General features: G+C 53.3%; 23 protein-coding genes and 3 pseudogenes. 1 reads left to right on the top strand and 25 read right to left on the bottom strand.

Annotated elements, in window-relative coordinates; translation table 11 throughout:
* Positions 1–328 precede the first annotated feature (328 nt).
* The 12 genes from JZM24_RS13520 to JZM24_RS13480 all read right to left on the bottom strand — a co-directional run bounded on the left by JZM24_RS13520 (position 329) and on the right by JZM24_RS13480 (position 9,704).
* Positions 329–751 (bottom strand): RbsD/FucU family protein, encoded by a 423-nt coding sequence (locus tag JZM24_RS13520; RefSeq protein ID WP_215670305.1) that lies wholly within the window; start codon positions 749–751, stop codon positions 329–331.
* Positions 752–815: 64 nt separating this feature from the next.
* Positions 816–1,580 carry an SDR family NAD(P)-dependent oxidoreductase gene (locus JZM24_RS13515; RefSeq protein ID WP_215670303.1) on the bottom strand — a complete coding sequence of 255 codons (765 nt, stop codon included), beginning with the start codon at positions 1,578–1,580 and terminating at the stop codon, positions 816–818.
* A 160-nt stretch (positions 1,581–1,740) separates the two neighbouring features.
* Complete coding sequence (locus tag JZM24_RS19480; RefSeq protein ID WP_312885017.1) at positions 1,741–2,034, bottom strand: substrate-binding domain-containing protein; 294 nt, start codon at positions 2,032–2,034, stop codon at positions 1,741–1,743.
* A complete protein-coding gene (locus JZM24_RS13510) occupies positions 1,998–2,786 on the bottom strand; it encodes a LacI family DNA-binding transcriptional regulator (protein ID WP_312885016.1) in 789 nt (262 codons plus the stop codon). The genes JZM24_RS19480 and JZM24_RS13510 overlap by 37 nt, the downstream gene beginning before the upstream one ends.
* Positions 2,787–2,842: 56 nt before the next feature.
* The gene (locus tag JZM24_RS20005; protein ID WP_446680068.1) at positions 2,843–3,265 is read right to left on the bottom strand and encodes a hypothetical protein; all 423 of its coding nucleotides are present in this window, start codon (positions 3,263–3,265) and stop codon (positions 2,843–2,845) included.
* Positions 3,262–4,530, bottom strand: coding sequence for a TRAP transporter large permease subunit (locus JZM24_RS13505; protein ID WP_446680067.1), 1,269 nt, complete (start codon positions 4,528–4,530; stop codon positions 3,262–3,264). Before JZM24_RS13505 ends, JZM24_RS20005 begins: the two co-directional genes overlap by 4 nt.
* Entirely contained in the window at positions 4,445–4,657 is a 213-nt protein-coding gene (locus tag JZM24_RS19220) for a TRAP transporter small permease subunit (protein ID WP_281418245.1), read from the bottom strand. The genes JZM24_RS13505 and JZM24_RS19220 overlap by 86 nt, the downstream gene beginning before the upstream one ends.
* A 154-nt stretch (positions 4,658–4,811) precedes the next feature.
* Positions 4,812–5,834: a TRAP transporter substrate-binding protein gene (locus tag JZM24_RS13500; RefSeq protein ID WP_215670301.1), complete on the bottom strand. Its 1,023-nt coding sequence runs from the start codon at positions 5,832–5,834 to the stop codon at positions 4,812–4,814.
* A 408-nt stretch (positions 5,835–6,242) separates the two neighbouring features.
* Entirely contained in the window at positions 6,243–6,881 is a 639-nt protein-coding gene (locus JZM24_RS13495; protein ID WP_246580091.1) for an MFS transporter, read from the bottom strand.
* A gap of 24 nt (positions 6,882–6,905) precedes the next feature.
* Positions 6,906–7,589, bottom strand: a complete 684-nt coding sequence (locus tag JZM24_RS13490; protein WP_215670297.1) for an MFS transporter — start codon at positions 7,587–7,589, stop codon at positions 6,906–6,908.
* 113 nt (positions 7,590–7,702) lie between these two features.
* Entirely contained in the window at positions 7,703–8,497 is a 795-nt protein-coding gene (locus JZM24_RS13485) for an enoyl-CoA hydratase/isomerase family protein (protein ID WP_281418230.1), read from the bottom strand.
* Positions 8,490–9,704 carry a CaiB/BaiF CoA transferase family protein gene (locus JZM24_RS13480; RefSeq protein ID WP_215670293.1) on the bottom strand — a complete coding sequence of 405 codons (1,215 nt, stop codon included), beginning with the start codon at positions 9,702–9,704 and terminating at the stop codon, positions 8,490–8,492. Before JZM24_RS13480 ends, JZM24_RS13485 begins: the two co-directional genes overlap by 8 nt.
* Before the next feature lie 192 nt (positions 9,705–9,896).
* On the opposite strand from JZM24_RS13480, the gene JZM24_RS13475 reads away from it, so the two are divergent.
* Positions 9,897–11,009, top strand: coding sequence for a type 2 periplasmic-binding domain-containing protein (locus tag JZM24_RS13475; RefSeq protein WP_215670291.1), 1,113 nt, complete (start codon positions 9,897–9,899; stop codon positions 11,007–11,009).
* Between the two features lie 43 nt (positions 11,010–11,052).
* On the opposite strand, the gene JZM24_RS13470 is transcribed toward JZM24_RS13475, so the two are convergent.
* The 13 genes and pseudogenes from JZM24_RS13470 to JZM24_RS13405 form a co-directional block, all read right to left on the bottom strand.
* Positions 11,053–11,430: an FCD domain-containing protein gene (locus tag JZM24_RS13470; RefSeq protein ID WP_215670289.1), complete on the bottom strand. Its 378-nt coding sequence runs from the start codon at positions 11,428–11,430 to the stop codon at positions 11,053–11,055.
* Complete coding sequence (locus tag JZM24_RS13465) at positions 11,396–11,713, bottom strand: GntR family transcriptional regulator (protein ID WP_215670287.1); 318 nt, start codon at positions 11,711–11,713, stop codon at positions 11,396–11,398. The genes JZM24_RS13470 and JZM24_RS13465 overlap by 35 nt, the downstream gene beginning before the upstream one ends.
* A 470-nt stretch (positions 11,714–12,183) precedes the next feature.
* Complete coding sequence (locus tag JZM24_RS13460; protein WP_215670285.1) at positions 12,184–12,981, bottom strand: PTS sugar transporter subunit IIA; 798 nt, start codon at positions 12,979–12,981, stop codon at positions 12,184–12,186.
* Between the two features lie 15 nt (positions 12,982–12,996).
* Entirely contained in the window at positions 12,997–14,115 is a 1,119-nt protein-coding gene (locus JZM24_RS13455) for a BglG family transcription antiterminator (RefSeq protein WP_215670283.1), read from the bottom strand.
* Between the two features lie 80 nt (positions 14,116–14,195).
* Positions 14,196–15,053: a DMT family transporter gene (locus JZM24_RS13450; RefSeq protein ID WP_215670281.1), complete on the bottom strand. Its 858-nt coding sequence runs from the start codon at positions 15,051–15,053 to the stop codon at positions 14,196–14,198.
* A pseudogene (locus tag JZM24_RS13445) lies at positions 15,050–16,488 on the bottom strand (glycoside hydrolase family 1 protein). The gene JZM24_RS13450 and the pseudogene JZM24_RS13445 overlap by 4 nt, the downstream one beginning before the upstream one ends.
* Positions 16,489–16,558: 70 nt before the next feature.
* Positions 16,559–17,503: a PTS transporter subunit EIIC gene (locus JZM24_RS13440; protein ID WP_215670279.1), complete on the bottom strand. Its 945-nt coding sequence runs from the start codon at positions 17,501–17,503 to the stop codon at positions 16,559–16,561.
* On the bottom strand, positions 17,494–17,778 hold the full coding sequence (locus JZM24_RS13435) for a hypothetical protein (RefSeq protein ID WP_215670277.1): 285 nt from the start codon (positions 17,776–17,778) through the stop codon (positions 17,494–17,496). Before JZM24_RS13435 ends, JZM24_RS13440 begins: the two co-directional genes overlap by 10 nt.
* A 16-nt stretch (positions 17,779–17,794) precedes the next feature.
* On the bottom strand, positions 17,795–18,112 hold the full coding sequence (locus JZM24_RS13430) for a PTS sugar transporter subunit IIB (RefSeq protein ID WP_215670275.1): 318 nt from the start codon (positions 18,110–18,112) through the stop codon (positions 17,795–17,797).
* 283 nt (positions 18,113–18,395) lie between these two features.
* Positions 18,396–18,653, bottom strand: a complete 258-nt coding sequence (locus tag JZM24_RS13425) for an HPr family phosphocarrier protein (protein ID WP_215670273.1) — start codon at positions 18,651–18,653, stop codon at positions 18,396–18,398.
* Between the two features lie 71 nt (positions 18,654–18,724).
* The gene (locus tag JZM24_RS13420) at positions 18,725–19,078 is read right to left on the bottom strand and encodes a PTS lactose/cellobiose transporter subunit IIA (RefSeq protein ID WP_215670271.1); all 354 of its coding nucleotides are present in this window, start codon (positions 19,076–19,078) and stop codon (positions 18,725–18,727) included.
* A gap of 765 nt (positions 19,079–19,843) precedes the next feature.
* Positions 19,844–21,173, bottom strand: a pseudogene (locus JZM24_RS18765) (GH1 family beta-glucosidase).
* A gap of 29 nt (positions 21,174–21,202) precedes the next feature.
* A pseudogene (locus tag JZM24_RS13405) lies at positions 21,203–22,576 on the bottom strand (ABC transporter substrate-binding protein).
* Positions 22,577–22,736: the final 160 nt, after the last annotated feature.

The following is a 22,736-nucleotide window of genomic DNA, read 5'->3' as shown; positions in this document are numbered from 1 at the left end:
GTAACTGCACCAGCAAAAATAGCGCGGCGCTGTGTTACGACTCTGCGCCCCTGGGCAAGCCACAACCGGGGTGAGCATAAGAGGTGACTGTGATGAACCAGATAGGCCATTATGCTGAGCGCGCGTGCTAAACGGCCGGCTACCGTCAAAGCAAAGCGCTTACGGTAAGCGTCCCCAGAGGTAGAAAAACCTGCTGGCGGCAGGTTTTTGGTTATCGGCAGGTGATGCTGGCAGCCATTACTTTTCGCTTGCGACAACAAAGAGGCGCCCTTTTAGGCTACTAGCCCGACGAAGAGGTTGCTGGCAACCGCGCCATCGTCAACATGATTCAGGGGGTACTCACCACGCCAACGGTAAGCAGAATATTGGCAAATCGCCGGGTTTCGCCGGACGCAATCACTAATAACGTTTCCGATGATTTCGCCTGATGGTAGAAATCATCCCGCTCCAACCAGCAATATTCTGTCTCAAAGGGCAACAGGCGTTGATATTCTTTTTCGATGGTATTTTCAAAATCATCGGGAGAGGCCATCAATGTCGCTTTTTCCACGTTAATATAGGTCAACAATTTCTCAAGGATGACAGGACTGCCAATCATATCCGGCGCAAAATTCAGATAAACAATGGTGGCGCCGGTGGATGAATTGGTGACGACAGAATAATTACTGTCGGCAATCAGTATCATCGTTTTATGGCCGCATTGCGCAAGCGTGCCCAACAACTGCGGATGAAGTATTTCAGATTTAAGCATGTTCCATCCCGTAACTCATCGCATAATCAACCGATATCGTTCATTATGCTGTCTCTGCCCTGCATTACATACGATAAATGCCGCCATTGATATCGATGGTCGCACCTGAAATAAAGCCATCATATTCCGACGCCAGAAAGCAAATGACGCGCGCAACGTCATCCGCATTGCCAGCCCGGCCCAGCGGAATTGCCCGAACGGTTTCATCGGCCGACGCCTGGGTGGTATGCACATTGTGAAAACGCGTGCCCAGAATAAGACCCGGCGCCACCGCGTTGACGCGAATGCCATGCTCGCCGAGCTCTGCGGCCAGCGAACGGGTCCAGGTAAGAATGGCGCCCTTGGTCGTCGAGTAAACCAGCGAACCGGAGTGCCCGCCGGAGCGCCCCGCCAGCGAGGCCAGGTTGATAATGCTGGCGCCGTCTGGGTCCTGTTTCAGGTACGGTAACGCGCTTTGCGTTACGTTGAACATTGTCGTCACATTCACGTCAATCACCGTCTGCCAGAATTGCGGATCGATTTCCCCCAGCCATTTTCTGCCGATAAGTCCACCGGCATTGTTGACCAGAATATCCATCCCCCCCAGAAATTCTGCGGCGGCAGCGGTACATTTTGCAGCGTCTTCGTTGTCGGTCAGATCCGCTTGTCCATAGGCCGCTCTTTGCCCCAGCGAAGTAGCCAGTGCGACCAGTTCTTTTGGCCCATCATCGTCACTGAAATAATGCAGGTAAATATCACACCCTGCTTCTATCAGTGCTTTTGCCGTCGCTTTACCGATGCCCTGCCCTGCGCCGGTAATAAACGCGATTTTCCCGGAAAGATTACCCATTTGACATCTCCTGAACTCGTTTTATGAAAATAATGACGTTGTTGTCTGGTACCGGATAGGGTCTGCGCCAATAGGGTCCTCGCCCGGTCTGGCCTATCCCTGTTCTTGGGCATAACTGCGTCACGCGCGCTGTCGGTATTGCCAACAACAAAATAGGTCGTTAGTCCCCGCCAACGACAGATTGTCGACAGATCAATTGCGGGGCGAAGAGGAACTCCTCGGGCGCCAGATCGGGATTTTCGATACGGGTGAGCAATCGATTTATCATCATCTTGACCATCTCAGCCAACGGCGGGATCACCGAACTCAGCGGCGGCTGCACTAGATCCGCAAGCGGGATATTATCGATACCAATAACCGATATATCCTGCGGTATACGCACCCCGGCCTGCCGTAAACCCGCCATCAAACCTATTCCTAGCGCATCGTTAATAGCCACCACGCCATCCGGCATCGGCGAGGCATGCAGAATTTTCGCCGCCAGCGCCCCCGCCCCAGTTCGGTCATCTCCGCATCGCCGTAGGCAACCTCAGCCGTCCCCTCAATGACGAGCGCATGATCTAGTAGACCGTGGTCCTTCGCCGCGACGAAAAAACCTTCAATTTTCTGCGAGCGGCTTATTGTCAGCGAACTTTCCGTGGCGAAAGCCAACTGGCGGCAGCCGCGGGTAATCAAATGTTCCGTGGCAAGACGCCCGGCTTCGACGTTATCCATCGAGACACTGTCAAACGGCGGTTGCCCTTGCAGCGAATCGCAGGACATCAAGCTGTCGTAGTTGACCATGACTAATCCTTGCCGGGCGGCGTTGGCAAAGTGCGGCCGGTCCATCGCGGTGGCCACCACGATCACCCCCTTTACGCCATGGGCAAACATATCCTCTAAAAAGGCCTGCTCTTCATCCGCTTGCCGATAGGTATTGCCTAACAACACGCGATATTGATGGGCCTTGGCTACACGATCGATTTCCCTGGTCAACATGGCAAAGCTCGGGTTGACGATAGAGGGCACCAGTAGCCCTATCATTCGCGTTTGCCCGGTTTTCAGCTGCTGCGCGATGCGATTAGGCTGATAGTTCATGTCGAGCATAGATTGGCGGATACGTGCGAGTGTCTCAGGACGCATTTGGTTGGTTCGATTATTCAGCACATTGGAAACGCTGCTGACAGAGACCGCCGCGCGGTTGGCGACATCCCGTATATTAGCCATAGGCTCCTTATTCCTTATGTCGTCTCTGTGTGTTGAAAGCGTCACCGCTGGGTCCGTTATGCCGTTCGATAAGTCGGCATTAATAGCCTGCCAAACAGGGCAACCAAGTGGATATCGTCGGGATCAATGCGATCAGGATGATACCGCCTAGGGAGACCAGCAAATATTTTATCATCGGGCGAATCACATTTTTCATTTCGACCCCGCTGATGGCGCAGGTGGTATACAAGCCAAGCCCAATCGGCGGCGAAAACAGACCAAAGCCCATCGCCAGAATCATGACAATACCGAAATGCAACGGATTGAAGCCCAACTGTATGGCAATAGGCACCAGAATAGGGGAAAAAATGATTAATGCGGGCGCCCCCCAACACGGCGCCGAAAACAATCAAAATCAAGATGGTCAGCAGTAGAAACACCCAGCCGCCTTGCGACTGACCGATGCCTACCAGCAGTTCGGCAATTTGCTGCGGGATCATTGGATGGTCAGTACATAAGAGAGACTGGTGGCGCAGGCGACGATGAATAACAGCACGCCGGACATCGCCGCGATGTCGATGAACATCTTCACCGTTGCCCGCAACGTCAATTCTCTAAACGCCAGCCGGCCGATAACGATGGCATACACCACGGCGAAGGCGGAGATTTCGGTGGAGGTGGCTATCCCCATCATCACGCCGCGGCCAATCATGAAAATCATCGCCAAACCGACGATTGCGCCTAACCACAGTTGCAGCCGCGGGCGCATTTGCGGATAGGCTGCCTTAATGTCTATCTTACCGCCGAAGCGATTGGCCGCAATCAGCATCAGCACCAACAGACAGGCGGCAGGCATTAATCCGGCGATAAACAGGGCGCCGATGGAAATATTGGCCACGAACCCGAGCACAATCAAATTGACGCAGGGTGGGATGGTTTCCGCCACCACTGCCGAGGCGGCGAACACCCCGGCGGCCTCTTCGCTGTCTTCGTTGGCGCGACGCACGGCAGGCATCAAAACACCGCCCACGGCGGCGACATCCGCCAGCTTCGAGCCGGAAATCCCCGAGAAGAACGCCATCGACAGCACCGTGGTCATATTCAGTCCGCCGCGAAAACGCCCCATCCCACGTACGACCAGTTCCACCAGGCGCGTGGACATGCCGTTATTTTCCATGGCGGCCCCCGCCAGCAGAAAAAACGGGATAGCCAGCAAAACGAAATGATCCGCGCCGGCCACCACCTGCTGCGAGAAAAACACAAACGGCAAAGAAGGATCGCAGATAAAAAACACCATGGCGGACAAGCCAAGCGTAAACGCAATGGGCACGCCGGCGAGAATGCCGAGTAAAAAGCAAATCAGCATGAGTCCGGCGGCGGCGGCGGCCGGGTCGGCCATGAGCGAAACCTTTAACCAGCCGGGGAGCACCAGCAGCACAATGCCGCCAGCGCTTATCAACACCACTTTCATGCGCTCATTCAGGGCATGCTCCAGCGCCCCCAGCATCATGACCACTGCGCCAATCATAACCGGGGTGATCGAAATAACCTGGGGCAGGCCGGTTTCCGTGGTCTGAAAACGCGATACCTGCAACAGGCTATAGCTGGAAATGACCAAGCCAACGGCAACCAGAAACAGAACCCAGCGACTGGCATGCACAATATACGGGCGGATACGCTCAGGAATAAAACGCAAGAACAGATCGACGCCGATATGTCCCCCCCCGTCCGGTGGAAGTAGCCACGCCGAAGAAAACCAGCGCAATCATCATCGCACGCGCCATTTCTTCAGCCCATTCAATCGGGGAATGCAGTGCATACCGCCAGATAACCGAAGTGGAGACGACCAGGACATTAATCAGTAATACCACGCGGCACGCCCAGGCGGTCATGGTTGTCAGGAATTTATTAAGCCGGGAAAGATAAACCAGAAATCCGGCACGATTTTTTATTTCCATAGATCTTTCTGCCATATGGAGCCTCGTTATTACGTTCCCGTCAATGCATCCCTAACCTATCACTGCAGATAGAGGAAAGGTCGGTGATTCACTCTGCCGCGGCCACATCATCAACCACCGGTTTCATCTGGGGATACTTCGTTAGAAACGCATCCCAAACCGGCTTGACTTCAGCACGCAGCGTGTCGCGATCGATATCGTGGAATACCATCCCGAGCGACTTCAACTGCTTCACGGCATTTTGTTCCACTACCGAGGACTGTTGACGTTCATACTCTGTCGCTTTTCTTGCTGCGGCAATGAACGCCGGGCGCAGGTTCTCCGGTATTTGCTGGAAGCTTCTGTTATTTATTGCGATCATAATCGGGTTGTAAATGTGCTGTGTAAGAACGGCGTTTTTGGCAATTTCATAAAATTTATTGGCGAGGACGGTGGCCGAGTCATGTTCCAGACCATCAATCACCCCCATTTGCAGGCTGGAATACACTTCGCCTCCCGGCATGGGGATAGCGACCGCGCCCATATGGTTTATGGTGGCGATAAAGTTCGGAACCGGCAACACCCGGATTTTTAGATTTTTTAAATCCTCCGGCTTCTCAATCACCTTCTTGGTGTAGATATTCCGCGCGCCGAGGTTATAGGCATAGCCTAAAACAACGATATTGGCTTTCTTAAGCATCAGATCTGACAGCGCATCGCCCGCTTTACCATCCAGGGCTTTACCCACCTGCTGCCTGTCTTTAAATAAATACCCCAAATACAGTACGCCTATTTCCGGCGCAATCGTTGCCCAAATTGACGTGCCCGAAATCATCATATTGATGGCGCCAATACGCACCTGTTGCGTCGCGTCCGCTTCCTTGCCCAGCATGGCATTGGGGAAGTAGTTAAGCTTAATTTTATTTTTCAGCCGGGGGTCTTTTTCGACATTGGACTGAAAACGTTTAAACCAAATGTAATGCGCTGAATTGTCATCTGCCGTGAGAGAGGAATAAACGCGAAAATTGACGGCAGCCTGCGCAATATTAGCAAGACTCCCCGCCGCTAGTAGCGCTGAAGTCATTAAAGTACCTATGACGAGTCGGCGTAAACCGGATGGCTGAAGTTTCATTGTAGGGTTCCTTATAATCGGTTGATCTGTATATTTTTTTGTAAATTATGAAACGCATGGCAGGGAAACACCGTCAATTTCCGCCCTTTTGTAACGTTACACTAAAACGTCACAGAAGACGTTATAGCGGAAAAGGGAATTGCACAATACTGAAGGTGAAGTAAATGTAAAATGTGTGAGCGGTGCTAAAAAATGAGCCGCGCTCACCCGTCTTGAGAGGGAAAAAAGCACCTACCTGGGGGCATGCTTTGCCCCAGAGGCTTCCCGGGGATAAGCAACCTGGTCGTTTATCGGCGGTGAAAATCGTTGCCTAATGCAGACGAAGCGGTGCCTGCCCAGGCAGACGCCGCTTCGCTGGCTTCGTCTTATAAAGGTTTAGAACGCGTCAGGGGCATTGGCAGCAGATCATTATACCAGGCGCTCGGAATCCGCTTTGCTAAAAGCATTCGGCTCTGCTGACGTCTTTTCCCCGTCACGGCTGACGGTGTTAATCAAATCCAGATTATGGGTTTCAGGCGCGCACCAGACCGCAATCAGGGTGATAACACTCATCGCAACCGCAAGCCACGCCACCGGCCATAACGCCCCACCCGCCATGCCGGAAAGAAGCACCGCAGCCAGCGGCGCGATACCGCATGACGCGGCGGCGCTGATCTCACGTCCCAGTGCTAAACCGCTGAAGCGGACTTTGGACGGGAACACTTCGGAGAAAAAGGCGCCCTGCGTTCCCAGCATGGCAGCGACACCCAAGGTCATGGCCACAATGACGCCCCATGTTGTTCCGGTGTTCACCAACCAGAAGAAAGGGAACGCAAACAGGGCGGAGAACACCGCACCAAACATATAAATCGCTTTACGACCAAATTTATCAGACAGCGCACCAAACAGCGGAGTGGTGAACATGGCAAACGCCGCGGCAATGGCGACCGCCACCGGACCGACGGACGGCGCCATATGTAATGTGCCCACCACATGGGCAATCACAAACGTCTGGTAAACGTAGCTGACGCCGCTTTGCGCCACTTGAGAGCCTGCGACCACAAACAGGCTTTTTTTCTCGGTTTTTACCAGCTAACGTAGCGGGCTTTTACTGACCTTGCCGGATTTTGCCAATTTCTCAAACGCGGCAGTCTCAGAGAGTTTGATACGGATAATCAGGGCCACCACCACCAGCAGCGCACTAAAGAGAAAGGGAATGCGCCAAGCCCAGCCAAGGAAAATCTCTTTGGGCAATTGGGTGAGGATGGCGAAGGTCCCGGCTGATAACAACAAGCCGATATAGACCCCGACGCCGGGAAAAGATGAGTAAAAACCACGTTTATTCGCCGGTGCACTCTCCGCGGTCAGAATAGCCGCCCCGCCAAACTCGGCGCCGGCACCAAACCCTTGTATAAGTCGTAAGCAGACCAACATGATAGGCGCCAATACCCCGACGTACTCATAAGTGGAGACAAAACCGATTAAGGTAGTTGCCGACCCCATAAGCAATAAGGTAATGACCAGCACTTTTTTACGCCCAATCTTGTCGCCCAGCTGGCCAAAGTAAATGGCGCCAAACGGACGCACCACAAACCCGAGGGCCAGGGTTGAGAAGGCCAGGATGGTAGAGACAAAATGATCCCCTTTGGGAAACATGATTTCGTTAAACACCAGTGCCGCAGCGGTGCCGTAAAGAAAGTAGTCAAACCATTCCAGAGCCGAGCCAACCAAAGACGCGGCCGCTACCCCTTTCATTGATCTTTTCTGCGTAGTCATCGGGTTTCCCCTTAATTAATCTGTAGGAGTTCTCTTATTACATAGCGTAATTGAGATGCGCAATTGAAAAAAACATTAATTATTTACCCGTTATGAACGGGTTTCATTGGCTTTTATTCCCCGAGAAAATACGGATCGCGTTTTTCTTTGAAAGCGGCTTTTCCTCCACGGGCGTCGTCGGTATAAAAACAAATAGTACGAAGATCTCGTTCATGGCGTACAGCTTGGTCCAAAGGCATATTAACGGCGGCACGCATATTTAATTTCGCCGTTTGCGCAGCGATAGGCGGTCGCGTGCTAATGGTGGTTGCCAATGTTTTAACGGCCAACAACATCTCTTCTTGCGTTGCGAACAACTCGTCGACGATTCCCCAGGCGCAGGCGGTATCAGCGTCGATGGGATCGCCGGTATATAACATTCTTGCAGCGCGGGATGCCCCGATAGTTTTATTCAGATAAACAGCCATCCCGCCGCCGCCTACCCAACCCAATTTAATTTCCGGCGCACTAAACAAGGCATTACGGGTACTGACCCGAATATCGCAGCATAATGACAGTTCCAGGCCGCCACCCAGCGCATAACCGTTAATTGCACACAGGGTTGGTTTATTAATTTCTGCTATTGCATCACAATGATCGTGCTTCATACGATGCGCCCAGGGCGATTGATAAGTATCCAGAGCTTTGATATCGCTGCCGCAGCAAAAAGCCTTGGGCCCATTAGCCTTCAAAATCACCACGCGTACATCATGGCAGGTATTACAAAACGCCGCGAGTTGCGTCAGGGTAAGCGACATCGACGGCGTGATCGCATTCAATTTTTCCGGGCGGTTGAGCGTAATTATCGCGACGTTGCCATCCAGCGCAAACTGGACGTTGTGGTCAATGGCAAAACCGGGTTCAGCCATGGCGTATTTCTCCTTGGGTATGGGTTACGGTGCCGGTTTCTTTTAGTGCGGCAATTTTCTGCTCGCTAAACCCGAGCTCGGTGAGAATTTCGTCTGTATGCTGGCCCACAAACGGCGTCGGACGCTGTAACGAACAGGGCGTTTTGCTAAATTTAATGGCAAAGCCGGGCGTTTTGACTTTCCCTTCGCTCGGATGATCGTATTCAATGAAGGTGACGTTATGGATAACTTGCGGATCGGCAACCACCTCCTCATAACCATAAACTTCACTGCTCCAGAGTCCTTCTGCATCAAACAGGTCACGCCATGCCTGTGTGGTGCGCTCGCGCAGTTTTTCCCGGGTTACGCGGAAAATGAAATCGCGCTGGTGTAAGGTGTGGCCATCAATCTCATCATCCATGGCGGCCAACTCAGGTACATCCAGAATTTTACCCAGCGTGGGCAAATGCGGCGTCACCAGCGTGATAAAACTGTCTTTGGTACGAAAAACGCCATAAGGCGCGAGAATGTAGCAATGCCCGTGCGGCTCTTCGCTGCGGCGCTGTGGTTTGCGTCCTTGGGTAAAGACGGTCATTTCCTGCATCTGATTGGCGATAATCACATCCAGCATATTGATTTGTACCAGCTGGCCTTCCCCGGTGCTATCACGATGCAACAACGCGGCCAGTGCGCCTTCAAAAGCGGTGTAGGCCGTAATGGCGTCAACCACATATTGGCCCGAGGGTTGCGGCGGCGTCCCGTCTACCCCGGTGCTTAACATCGCGCCGCTCAACGATTGCAACAGCAAATCCTGGCCCGGGCGTTTCGCGTACGGCCCCGTTTCGCCATAGCCTGACATAGACACATACACCAGGTCAGGCTTAATCTTTTTAAGCGTGTCGTAATCCACGCCAAGGCGAGCGGCAACGCCCGGGCGATAATTTTGTATAAATACATCCGACGTGGCGACCAATCGATAAAGCAGGGCCCGGCCCTCCTCCTGTTTCAGGTTGACCGCCAGACTGCGTTTATTGCGGTTAAGCGACAGAAATGAGGTATTGATAATATTCCCATAAGCGCCACCGGCTGACGTGTGTCGCTGCCATTCTCCCGTCGTCGGTTCCACTTTAATCACGTCAGCGCCCATATCCCCCATCCGCAACGCCGCGAATGGCCCCGCCATGGCGATGGAACAATCCAATACCCGATACCCTGCAAGAATTGACATACCCATACCTCGTTTCTACGTCGTCACTGCCGCCCAAAGGCAGATTAAATGGATGGCTTTACGTTAGGCTAAATATTTTAGATATTATATATAATATTTAAAAAATGTGATAATGATCGTCAATTAGCTCATCGCCAGCCGATATGATGCCGTCTGTCGATAAATATGACACTGTTCAATCAATGGATTAATATGAATTTATTCAAAGGGTTAACCTGTGATCATCCCCGAGGCTATCGTCCCCTGCAAGCGTGGGCGAGTGCCGATGACGCGTTACACGTCCAGTGGGATATTCAGACACTGGAGGGATTTGAATCCCATGCCATCGCTGCCCTGGCCGAAAACTATGATCTGCTGATCGTGGATAATCCGGGGATTGGCGAGGCCGTGGAGCAGCGCTGCCTGCGGCCGCTGGAAGCGTTTTTGACGCAGGAAGCGATAGCGTATTTACGGCAAACGAGTACCGGCGGATCCTTTGCCAGCTATCGCTATGGCGACCAACACTGGGCCATTCCGGTGGATGCGGCGGCGCAAGTGTGCGCGCTGGCGGGAAATACAACAGACGCGCCCCCGGAAACCTGGCTTGACGTGGTGCGCCTGAGCCAGCAGCTGCCCGGGCGGACTGCCTTGTCGCCGGGCGGCCCCCATGCCCTGCTGACATGGTATTCCCTCTGCCAGTCACTCGGCGGCAAGCTGTTTGCGGGTGACGATTTTATTCTCGATAGCGGGACAGCCATTGAGGCGCTGCGCATGATGCAAGCAATTTATCGGCACCAAGATAAACACTTGACCGCGCTTAACCCTATCGGCTTATTAGATGCAATGGCGAAAGGCACCTGTGATGTATGCCCGGCCATTTTCGGCTATGTCAATTACAGTTCGCCAAACACCGGCAGAGCGGTGAAATTCTTTGATATCCCCCACTGCGGCGATCCGGCATTACGTGGCTCGGTTCTGGGAGGCACCGGGCTGGCCGTTTCAGTGCGCTGCCAACCGACGCCGGCACTGGTCAGGCACCTCATGACATATGTTTCCGAGCAGGTGCAGAAAACACACGTTGTGGAGCATGGCGGTCAACCCGCCAACCGTTACGCCTGGCAGGATGAGCGTGCGAATGCACTGACCAACGGCTTTTTCGCCGACACCTTGGCGACGGTATCACAGGCCTACCTGCGCCCCCATTATCATGGCTATATCGCGTTCCAGGATTCGTCTTCGGCAATCCTTCGTCATGGCCTGATGCAGCAGACGTCTGCCGAGGCCATTTATTTGGCGATTAAAGATAATCACACAAAACATCGATAGCCTGGCCAATGATTTCAGGCTCGCCGCTATTAGCGCGGCGCATTCAGTGGTTGGCGCTGTAGGTGATTTGGCGATCAAAGCCTAAAATAATATGGTCCCGGGAGCGTTGGCGATACATTTGCACGTCACCGCTCTCGAGGGTATTGATAATTTCATCATGTTCATCACAAAGCTGATTAATGTCGGAAACCCCTCTGGATTCATGGAACCGACCCACCTGAGGGCCATAATTCAAGGTGCGATACATTTCAATGATCAGATCATTACGGGTTGCCAGGATTATATGGTTATGAAACTCGGCATTCAAATTGATGAAATAACTGTATTGTTCGTAACGCGGGCCATAGTGATGCGAGCGCATGGTGGTATTTAATTGGCGCAGATGATCAATTTCTTGCCGGGAGATATTCGCCAGAACCATCTCCGCTATCTTCAGGTTCAATCAGCAAACGGGCCTGCTGCCACTGGAAAATGTCTTTTGCGTCCGGCTTGCGCGCCACACGAAAACCTTTGTTGTGTTCGAGCACGATAAGCTTTTCTGCCGCCAAACGAAAGAGCGCCTCCCGCACGGTAATACCGCTGACCCCAAAACGCTTGCTGAGCGTATTGACAATCAACCTGTCCCCGGATGCCAGCTGATTGGAGATGATCTCCTGCTTTAGCAGCTCATACACTTTATGACTGATACTTTCATGCTGGAGCATAGGTCGCCCTTGCGAAAATTCAACAAAATATATTATATCCTTTTCACCCCGACAGGACAATTTTACCGCCGCGCCCGGCAAAACCGCCCGGGCACCGATAAAGAGATTAACGCAAGAATTTAGCGTGTTACTTACCACCGCCACGATAAGCACTGCGCCCCCTGCATAAGATTGCTGGGCAGCCAAAAGGCGGTTTGCCGATCTGCCGGTTGCTAAATTGGCCGGTTGCCAAATGCCGGTTGCCAAATTGGCCAGTTGCCAAATGCCGATCTGCCGGTTGCCGTTTCGCCAATTCTGCCGATTTCGCCGGGCTAAGGGACATCGCCGCCGGTGGCGACCACCCGCATAGCGATGACAAGCGGGCAGTGATAGCCCACCCTGCCACCGAGGGAGGAACCCTTGCAGTTTTACCTGCGCCCTGCTGCGCCGGTATTGCAGGCGTGCCCGGCATTTATTGCGACCCCGGCCGCTTAAAAGCAGTCGATGATGGTAGAGACAAATTCTTGCCATGTCCGGCATTCGCTCGCTTTTTTCAAATGGGGCGGTTCTAGCAGCAAGACGATCAAATTATCAAAAATATCGTAAAACAGCGCGCGTTCGGCCTGATTGATGGAAAAAAGCAGTACCACGTTGACTCTGCTGTTACCCCAAGGGAAGGTTTTTTCGCTTATCACCACGCACAGACCGGTTTTCGCGGCGTTCATTTTCATCGAATGCGGCACGGCGATGTTACCGAACGTGGTGGAGTAACCGCGCTCACGCTGGAAAACATCCGCTACGAAAGAGGCATCCACGTAGCCGTGGCGGTGCAGCGCATCGGCCATAAAAGGAATCGCCTCGTTTTCATCCGCCAGCGTCGGATTGTGGAAAAACAGCGCTTCATTGGAAATTAGCTGCAAGTTTTCCAGCAGCCGTGTCCGTTTCTTTTTTTGCCTTACCCGCTCGACTTTGTACTGTAACGCAGAGATGTCCCTGTCGGTTAAAAACGGACTGATATACACCCATTCCATCATGGTTTGCGGGATCCGCAGCGTGGAGATAAGAAAATCGGGCGCAGGCAGCTTCTCGAATTCTTCGTAGGTGGTCACGATAGCCCGTATAATAAGATGCTGGCCAAACAGATTATCGATTTGCGCTACCAGTCGGTTGGTATGATTGTGATACTGCGACACCAGCAAAACGCAACTGACTTTATTCTGCCCGGCAATTTGGTTACCCAGAATACTGCCGATATGCAGCGCTATATAGGCAATTTCGTGTTCATCCACGGTGAAGCCGGTCGCCTAGCGTATTTTTTCTGAAATCGCCACCGCGCATTCAAATATCAGCGGACAGGAGGTTCTGATATGTTCCGTTAGCGGATTGCGGGTGACATGTCCGTGCTGCAGCCGTACCAGCAGGTTGCGAATGTGAATGGTGAAACGGACCAGAAACTGTTCTCCATCGTCATCAATAAAATCATAGCGTTGCAACTCCTTGCGCAGTATCGCCACCAGCGACATACATTTTTTTCCGGCCAGCGCATCGATGTTGCCGGCATGGATTTCGTCCATGTCGATTCTGATAAGACTACTGAGCAAGACCACGGTCAGTGCTTCCGCTTCTAGCTCGTTATAGATAACATCGAAATGCTGTTCGATATCGTTGATTACCTTGCGGGCCAGTGTGGTTTCGCGCTCGTCGTATTTTTTCTCGCCGGCCGGGAGCTGCGCGTTGGCGCTATAGTTAAAGGTATGGTCATTGCGGATGCGGTCGATACTGATGACCACGTCCAGCACCAGACTCAGCAAGGCATATTCATTGATAAAGTAATGATAGGATTTGCATGATTCCACCAAAAGGGAGACCAGCAAATCGATATCGTATTGCGGAAACACGCGCCCAATCTCCGCCAGACTGAGAATGTTGGCGCTGAATTCAGCATAAAGCAGGCTGGAAAACATCCGGCGCTTGTCCCGCTCCAGCCCTTCAATCAACAAATTGTCGTTGGCGACGGTCAGATAAAGATTAAAATCCTTGAGCTTTTTCCTCACCAGTAACCGATCTTTTTTCACGGTTTCGTAGCTGACGCACAGATCGTCGCTCAGGCCGTACAGATCCGGCATTTGCGTTGCCGGCTGACGACTGTTTAATAATTGGGTCAACAAATAGTTGACCCGTTCTTCCGGCGTCTGTGGCATCTTGTGACTGTGGCTGGATAACACGCGCATCGCCCGCGCTTTGTCCACCGAATAGCCACGATGTGAGAATTGGATAAGCCCGGGTTCGCCGGCGTTGATCTCCGTGATGTAATTTTTGACGCTGCGATCGCTGACTGCCATCGTCATCGCCAGCCGCTGCGCGGTGAGCGCGTCGGCGTTGTCCAGAAACACACGCAGCAATTTTAGATGTTTATTTTGCATTTCCTCTCCTTTGGGCTATCGCGCCTGCGCTTATCCAGTGCTGGACGGCAGCGCGGTTTGCCGCAGGGTCGGGCGATGCATCACCACCAAGCCAAAGATGACCAACACCGTGCCCAAACAGGACCACAGCCCCTGTGTTTCATGGAAATACCATCATGCCCAGGAGCGTCGCCACCACGGGTTCCACAGAGGCCATCATGGCCGCCAGGCTCGCTTCTCCCTGACTGACCGCCTGGGTGTAAAGCCAATAAGGCAGTGCGGTATTCACCACCCCTATCACCGCAATCCAAATAAGCGACGCGGGTGCGGCTTGTATAAGGCGCAGACCATGGGGGATATCCAGCCACCAGCAGCGCGGCCGCGGCGCCAAAGATGAGGCTCCAGGCGGTGACCGTTAACGCCTTGGAGCGTCGGGTCTGTATTTTCGCCATTATTCCATATAGGGCATACAGTAGCGCGGCAAGCAGGGCAAAACCGATCCCGCGCCATGAGTAATATACTGCGGCAGGAAAAATCCCCGCCGCCAGACTGCAGCCGCTGAACGTAAGAGTCAGCGCCACCCACTTGCGCCGCGTTAATGCTTCATGGAAAACCCAAACCGACAGCAGCATAACGATCATTGGCGAGGTATAAATGAGTACGGCGGTCAACGAGAGCGAGACCTCACGCACCGACAGGACATAGCACAGCGAGAACAGAAAAAGGCCGCCCGCCCCCATGACCACCAGCCACGGCACCTGCCGCAGGCGGATGCGCATACCGGCCTTACCGTGCAGCGCGGCGGCGCTCACCGCCGCCGCGGCGACCAGCAGCCGTAGGGCGCCGATTTCAACCGCATCGAACCCATAGGTCACCAGATAACGCATCACCATGCCCGAGGTGCCCCAGCAAGTCCCGGCGGCCATCGCCAGCAATGCGGGTTTGCCTGCGAGACTCAAAGCGATTCGCCGTGGCTGGCGATGACCCGCTGGTACCAGCGATAGCTCTTCTTGCGGCTGCGCGCGCCGCTGCCCTGCCCGTAATCGTCCAGATCGACATAAATAAATCCGTAACGCTTGCTCATCTCCGATGAAGAACAGCTGACGATATCGATGGGCCCCCAGGGGAAATACCCGATAATCTCGACGCCGTCACGGACCGCCTCTTTCACCTGCGCCAGGTGGGTGCGCATATACTCGATGCGGTAGTCGTCCTGCACCTCGCCGTTTTCATCCCGCTTATCAATCGCGCCAATGCCATTTTCGGCGATCATAACTGGCATCTGATAGCGATCCCAATACAAATTGAGCTTGGTGCGCAAGCCTATCGGGTCGATACCCCATCCCCAATCGCTGGCCTGAATATGCGGGTTGGCGTAAGACGTTTTATGTTTCTGGACGCTTTGCGCATCGCTGATACGGGTGTAGTAATAAGACATCGCCATAAAATGGTGTGGCGCGATGCCTCCTCGTCGCCCGGGTAGAATTGCAGGGTAATGCCTTGCTCCTCAAAATAGCGGAAAGCGTATCCCGGATAACGGCCGCGCAGCAGCACGTCGCCATAAAAATATTCCATCTGGTTGCGGCGCACGGTCGCCAGCACATCTTACGGCTTGCAGGTGGCGGGATAACTGATACCGTCGGCAAACATCATGCCGATGCGAAAGGCCGGGTTGATGCGGCGCGCAATCGCCGTGGCCTTGGCACAAGCGACCATTTCGTTATGGACGCCTTGATATTTTGCTTCGGCAAGGTGGCTCACTTTATCTTCCGCAATCCCCAGATGATTAAAGGATTCATGAACGATCAAATTGATTTGGTTGACGATTATCCAATATTTCACCTTATGCTGATAGCGGGTAAACACCGTTTCGCAGTAGCGCACGAAGAAGTCAACCAGCTCGCGCGAATACCAACCGCTATAAGCGGTCGTCAAATGCAACGGTATCTCGTAGTGCGATAGCGTTATCACCGGCTCCATGCCGTTGGCGATGATTTCATCGATAAGGGCATCGTAAAAACGCAGTCCGGCCTCATTCGGCGTTAATTCGTCGCCATTAGGGTAAATGCGCGACCAATTGATCGAAGTGCGAAACGCGTTCATTCCGGTTTCGGCTAATAACTTTAAGTCTTGTTTATAGGTATGATAAAAGTCGATGGCGTGGCGTTTATGATAAACGCCTTGGGTGTCCTGCATGGCGGACAAAATCGCCTGAGCGGTAATTTCCTCGTTGTATTTCTTGTCAAATGCGACATCGTTGCGGTAAAGGTTAATATCCGCCACGCACCAGCCTTTACCATATTCCTGCCAGGCGCCTTCACATTGATTGGCGGCGACCGCGCCGCCCCACAAAAATTTATCGGGAAAACCATCGGCACTTCGTTTGCTGGTCAAAATAGTCTACTCCTGTAATCAAGCGGCCCGCGGGACGCGTATCGGGGACAGAGGATGCATCCGTTTTTCTTCACACCGCGGCCTGTTCCGAGGCCAGTTGCTGTTTCTCATAAATCTTGAAGAAGGGGTACCAAATCAAGCTGCTCAGGATGGCGAGCACCGCCAATAAGATAAGGCCGTTCAGATCCTGCGACACAATCCAGGTCGAGATCGGGAATGGGCAGTACCACATATCGAATACCGCGGCGGGGATATTCACCGCGCCCATACGCAAAACGACATAGGTAATCAGCGGTAAAATAATGCCCTGCAGCCACAGCGGTACCATCAATATCGGGTTCCAGGCCACGGCGCCAAAAATAACCGGCTCGTTAATATTGAAGATGCCGGGTACCAGCGACGCTGATCCCAGCGCTTTAAGTCGACGGGATTTCGATCGGGCCAGCATAATGACCAGCGGCAATGTTGCGCCAATCCCGCCAATCGCCACCCAGCCGGAATACAACACCTCCGCCGTGACAATATTCGTTGCCACGCCACCGGCGGCGACCGCCGCCATATTGGCGGTAATTCCCGCCAGGAATATAGGTTTGGTGATGGGAAAAAGCACCCATCCGCTGATCCCCATGGAATAGAGGAACACACCGAGAAAGGTAATCAGCAGGAATACGGGTAACGTTTGCGCGAAGCTGGTGATGGGCGTGAAAATATTGAGCAATATCTGATAGAGGTCCAGGTGCAGAATATACACCGCCAGCCAGCCGGTGGCTGTTACCACCAGAATGGGAATAATGGCGTCAAACCAGACGCGTACAAAATCCGGGATAGCACTGTCTTGCTTGAAGAAAGAATACTTGCCGGCGATGCCCATGATAAAAGCAACGTATATCCCGGCAATGATAGCGACAAACATGCCGCCGGCGCCGAAATATTTGAATTGCAGGGCTGAGGTCTCCTGCAATTTAACGATAATCATGAATAACGCGATGCCACTCATACCGGCAATCAAACGCATTTTGCTGATTTTCTTTTTTCCATGTAGTTAAATGGAATCAAAAACGAAATAAATACTGAAATCAGCCCCATCGTGTAACTGGATAAGGTCGTCAGGTTGGGGAACCAGGGTAAGAAATTTTTTATGATCGACAATACGGTCACCAGCGAACCGACCAAAATCATCGGCAATACCTGCATAATGGAGTCTTTTAAGGTCAAAACCAAGACGTTGCGGTTGATCTTGTTCATTGGCGGCGCGAAATGCACCTCCATCCAGTCGATAAATTTATGCATTTTGGTCATGCCTCACTTAATCGTTTTGTATTGTGGTGAAAAGGTAATCCAGTGCCTTGGCGACATCCAATAGCGAATAATAGGATTTTTCCATCAAAATGACTTTAATATTCATCGTCGCAACTTTGTCTTCCAATTCTGGAATCAAATATTTCAGATGCGGCCCAACCATCAGGCAGTCTATTTCCTGTAAATAACTTTCAACTTCGGCCTCGCTACGGGCAACGATATTACAGTCAAGCTGCCGCTTTGCCGCCTCTTTGCTGATATTTGCGGCGAGAAACCCGCTGGATGCGCCTGAACCACAAATCAATAATATGTTTAATTTTTTCATAGCGTCCTGGACCTTTGAATAAAATGACCTCGGTAAGGTAGTTTATTGTGACTCACCTGCCTTTACGTACAAATACCCCGTTTCACCTCCGCAGTGAAAATATTTACTCTTGGCCCGGCCAATCCCAATACGTCTATTACCCCAGGCGTGCTTTTTCAATTCGGGTCGAGCTGTTGTGTTTTTTTTGGGCGGTAACCCGCACGCCGACGCCTGTAAACAGGAGGCCGGCTCGGTCCGAACAGCTATTCCTGTCGCTATCTGCATCAGAGTTTTCTCCCGGGCGTTAAAGGTGTTGCCGGAAAAAGGCGTGCAGCGCGGCGATAGCCTGGTGCTTATCCTCACCGTTGGCGGATACCGTCACCGTATCGCCGCATTTCACATTTAGCCCCATGACGGTGAAGATCTTCTTAAGGCTCACGTCATCGTCATTTTTGGCAATAAGCAACGCCGAACGAAAGCTCAATGCGAGACGAACCAGCAGGCCGGCAGGACGGGCGTGGATCCCGAGGTCGTCTTGGATAGTGTATTGAAACTGTTGCATATATTTTTCCTATTGCGGGTAATCCGGCAGGTAACGGGTTGTTGGCGCCAGCCTGGTGGTGGCGGCGACGATCAGGGTAATTTCTGCAGCGTCAGCCCGCTTATGCGTTTATCCAGGGCGCGGAAAATCTTGAGCAGATGCCGACTCATCAGCAATTCACTGTTAATGGTCATCAACGTATCTTGCGCATGGGTAAAGAGCAGCGAGGCCGGAAATAATTCACCGTGTATTTCGCGTTGCACAATATCCGTCTGGTTGCCGTGGGCGGATTTTACTTTTTGCTGCGCCTGGTGGATTTTTTCTTCAGCAAGGCTGAACTGGTTGTTTTCAATGGCTAAAAGGGCATCGGTAATCAATGCTCGCGCATCGCCGGCATCCATAATAATAGCCATCGCCACGCCGTTTATTTTTTCAATTTGATCCATATATTGTCCTATGCAGTTAATTTCGCCGCTGTCCTGAAGCCAACGATGCGCTATTCGCGACGAAAAGTAACACTAATTAAGTGCTGCTATGCAGTTCATTACAGAGCATCGCGGCGTAACAAATAAATAATTTCCCCCCTGTGGGGAAACCATTTACTCAGGCCATTTTCCAGCGGATAAAGATATTACTAACCACCTGATTGTATTAATCTTTTTGTTTATCATATTTTTTGGTTATGATTAAATACGCTGGCTAATCCCTGATATTTTCTCCGCTCCACTTATTTCCTCGTTTTGCAATGTGACGTAATTCACAACAATGTCTTCGATTATTGGCGTTGTCGTATCACCCATAGGTCGCGAGGACAGAGATGCGGGGATGACGTTATGTTGCGGACGCCATACAACCTTATTGGCGGTGGCCGATACAGGACCACACAATGAAGCGAAAGCGTGAGGAAGACGGGGGTATTAGAGGCAGTGCCGCGGCGAACCGGGGTTTGGCATAGCGCCAGGGCGTGAAGGGTCTATCACGGGCAACGCCACAGGCGGGGCAAATGCGCGAGCGTCCCCCTTTCTGTTTGCGACCTGCTTTGACAATAAAGGGAGCGCACCTTGACGCTTTTCCTTTAGGCGCTTTTCCGCCCGCTAAGCGCTATTCCTCCCGGGACCTTGCTGTCCAGCGTTTATTCAGCGTCACGCCTTCCCTGGAGGGCGTTTGTACCGGGGATTGTTCAGCTCAGCACCTTTCAAGCGTATGGCGCTTTAGCGCAAGGCGTTTTGCTTAATTACCTGCTGCAACCAATAATAGGATTGTTTGTGAATGCGTTGCAGGGTGGGATAATCGGTATACACCAGCCCGAAACGCTTGCTGTAGCCGCGCCACCATTCAAAATTATCCATCAGCGACCAGGCGAAATAGTCCCGGACGTCGCAGCCATCGGCTATTGCCTGGTGCATCGCCGCCAGATACCCCTCAAAGTAGCGAATGCGGTCGGTATCCACCACGCGGCGATCGGGAGGCAGCGCGTCGGGGAAGGCGGCGCCGTTTTCAGTGATATACATCGGCGGATTGCCGTAGCGCCGGGCGGTATCCTGAATTTGTTCCAAAAACGCCGAGGGATCGATGAACCAGTTGACGTCGGTTAACGGCAGGCCGGGCGGCGGCGCGGTTTCCGCCACGCCCCAGCTGGCGTTGGCGTTGGGGCAGACGTAAACCCGGTTGTAATGATTAAGGCCGAAGAAATCCATTTTCTGGTGAATGCAGGCCATATCCCCCGGGCTTAACCAAGGGCGCCAGCTGGCTGGCCAGCGGCTCAGGATAACGGCCGAGCCACAACGGATCCACCATCAACCGCCGCCACAGGCACTCCCCCAGCACCTGCGCCTCACGGTGAGGCCCGTCGTCGTTCTGGGGATGTACCGGCCAGAGGGAAATAATGCTACCGATGTGCGCGCCGGACACTTCGGCGCGCAGGGCTCTGACGGTCATGCAGTGGGCCAGATTCAGGTGATGCACCGCGCGCAGGCACGCGTCACGGTTTTGCCGCCCCGGCGCATGCCGTCCCAGGTTATAGGCCACCCAGGGAATGACATTGGGCTCGTTAATCGGCGCATAAAACTTCACCCGATCGGCGAAATGACGCGCCACTACCGCGGCGTAATCGGCAAAAACGGCGGCGGTGTCCCGCGTGCGCCAGCCGCCCGTCGCTTCGACCGCCACCGGCATATCCCAATGGTGCAGGCAAATCCACGGCGCGATACCCTCATGCAACAGCAAATCGATAACCCGGTCATAAAAATCCAGCCCCAATGGATTAACCTTTCCCCGGCCCTCGGGCAAAATACGCGGCCAGGCAATGGAGAGGCGGTACGCCTTTACCACCAGTTGCCGCATCAGGGCAATATCTTCCGGATACCGGTGATAATGATCGCAGGCAATATCGGCGGTGTCGCCGTTAACCGTATTGCCCGGGGTGTCGCTGTATTCATCCCACACGCTCTGCCCGCGGCCGTCCTCGCGCGTGGCCCCTTCGGTCTGAAAGGCGGATGCCGCGACGCCCCAGAGAAAATCCGGCGGAAATGGCTTACTCATGGCCCGTGTTCTCGTTTAATAATAAAAGGTTATGGTTGCCGGGTGTCGACGTCCCAAAAAAACGGCCACGGCGAAGGCGTGAAGTGTTGCAAGGTGCGTGCTTTGGCGGACAGGGTATTGAAATTGCCTACCTTGTAGACCGGCGCCTGTTCATAGAACAGCTGTTGAATCGCGACAAACAACGCCAGGCGCTTTTGTGCGTCCGGCTCGCTGATATAGGCTTCTACCGCCCGCTTTTTCTCAGGCGTCGCCCACCAGCCGGGATAATCATCGGACATCCAGCTGTTGAGAATAGGCTCAGGCGGAAACGGGCCGTGGGTGACAAACATATCCCACAGGCCGGGGTCGGCGCGCCGGGTGGTCAAGGTGGCCCAGTCGTAGATATCCAGCTTGACCTTCATGCCGGCGGCCTTGAGATATTCCGCCGCCACCAGCGCCATTTTATAGTGAAATTCATACTGACGGCTGGTCAGGATACGCACCGTCTCGCCACGATAACCGCCTTTTTTCAGCAAGGCCGCCGCCTCAGACGGCGACGCGGCATTGTAGCGTGCGACCCCCTGCTCGCTGTGCCAGACGTAGTTCGCTGGATACAGCGCCCCTTCGGCGCTGAAAAACGCCGGCGTGCCGAACGCCGCCATCAGCATATCCTGCGGGTTCAGCGCCGCCTGCACCGCCTGACGGATCCATTGATTGGCCATCACGCCTTGGCGCGTGTTCATCACCATCACCGCCAGGCCGAACGGCTGTTGGAATACTGGCTCCGCTTTGGCGGCATTTTTCAGGCTGGGGTAATTTTCCGGCGGTAGCGAATCGGCGTAGTCGAATTGCCCTGAGAGGATGCCGTTCAAGCGGGTGTTCTCATCCACTATCGGCACGAAGCGGATCTCACGCAGCAGCGGATGGCGCGCGCCGCTAAAGCCGTCCGGCGCCTCGCTGCGCGGTTGATAACCCTCAAATCGCACCAATTGGATATACTGATCGGGCCGATGTTACTTTAGACGATAAGGCCCGGTGCCAATAAAGTGCGTCAGCGGACTGGACAATTGCGCCGCTGGCATGGTAGCTGCGGCGGAGTTGTTGAACGCCAGTAGGGACAGTAGCGGCGAATAAGGGCGATGGAGGGTGATACGCACGCCGTGCTCGCCGTGGGCGGTGACGGCGGCAATAAAGGGCGCGACCTGTTTTCCGCGCGAAGCGATGTGCAACCAGCGCTCCAGGGACGCCACCACATCCGCCGGCGTCATTAGCTTACCATTATGAAAATGAATATTGGCGCACAGCGGAATATCATAGTTTTTGCCGTCGGCGGAAACGGTCGGCAGCGATTGTGCCAGCAATGGCACCACCTCCCATTTTGCGTTGAAGGTGTAAAGGGTTTCAAACAGATGCTGAGAAATCATCGCCACCAAATCCGTGGTAGTCGCCATCGGATCGAGCGTGGGCGGCTCGCCGATAGTGGCAACATTTATTACGCCGTTGCCGGTGTCTGCCGCCTGTAATGGATTTACACTTAGCGCCAATAACACCGTTCGGGTTAATTTTTTCATTGCGCCCATTTCA

The organism is Candidatus Sodalis endolongispinus (assembly GCF_018777395.1).
In the GTDB taxonomy this organism is placed as follows: Bacteria; Pseudomonadota; Gammaproteobacteria; order Enterobacterales; family Enterobacteriaceae; genus Sodalis_B; species Sodalis_B endolongispinus.
Note: the sequence above shows the minus strand (reverse complement) of the source record. Positions and strands in the feature narration are given on the sequence as shown.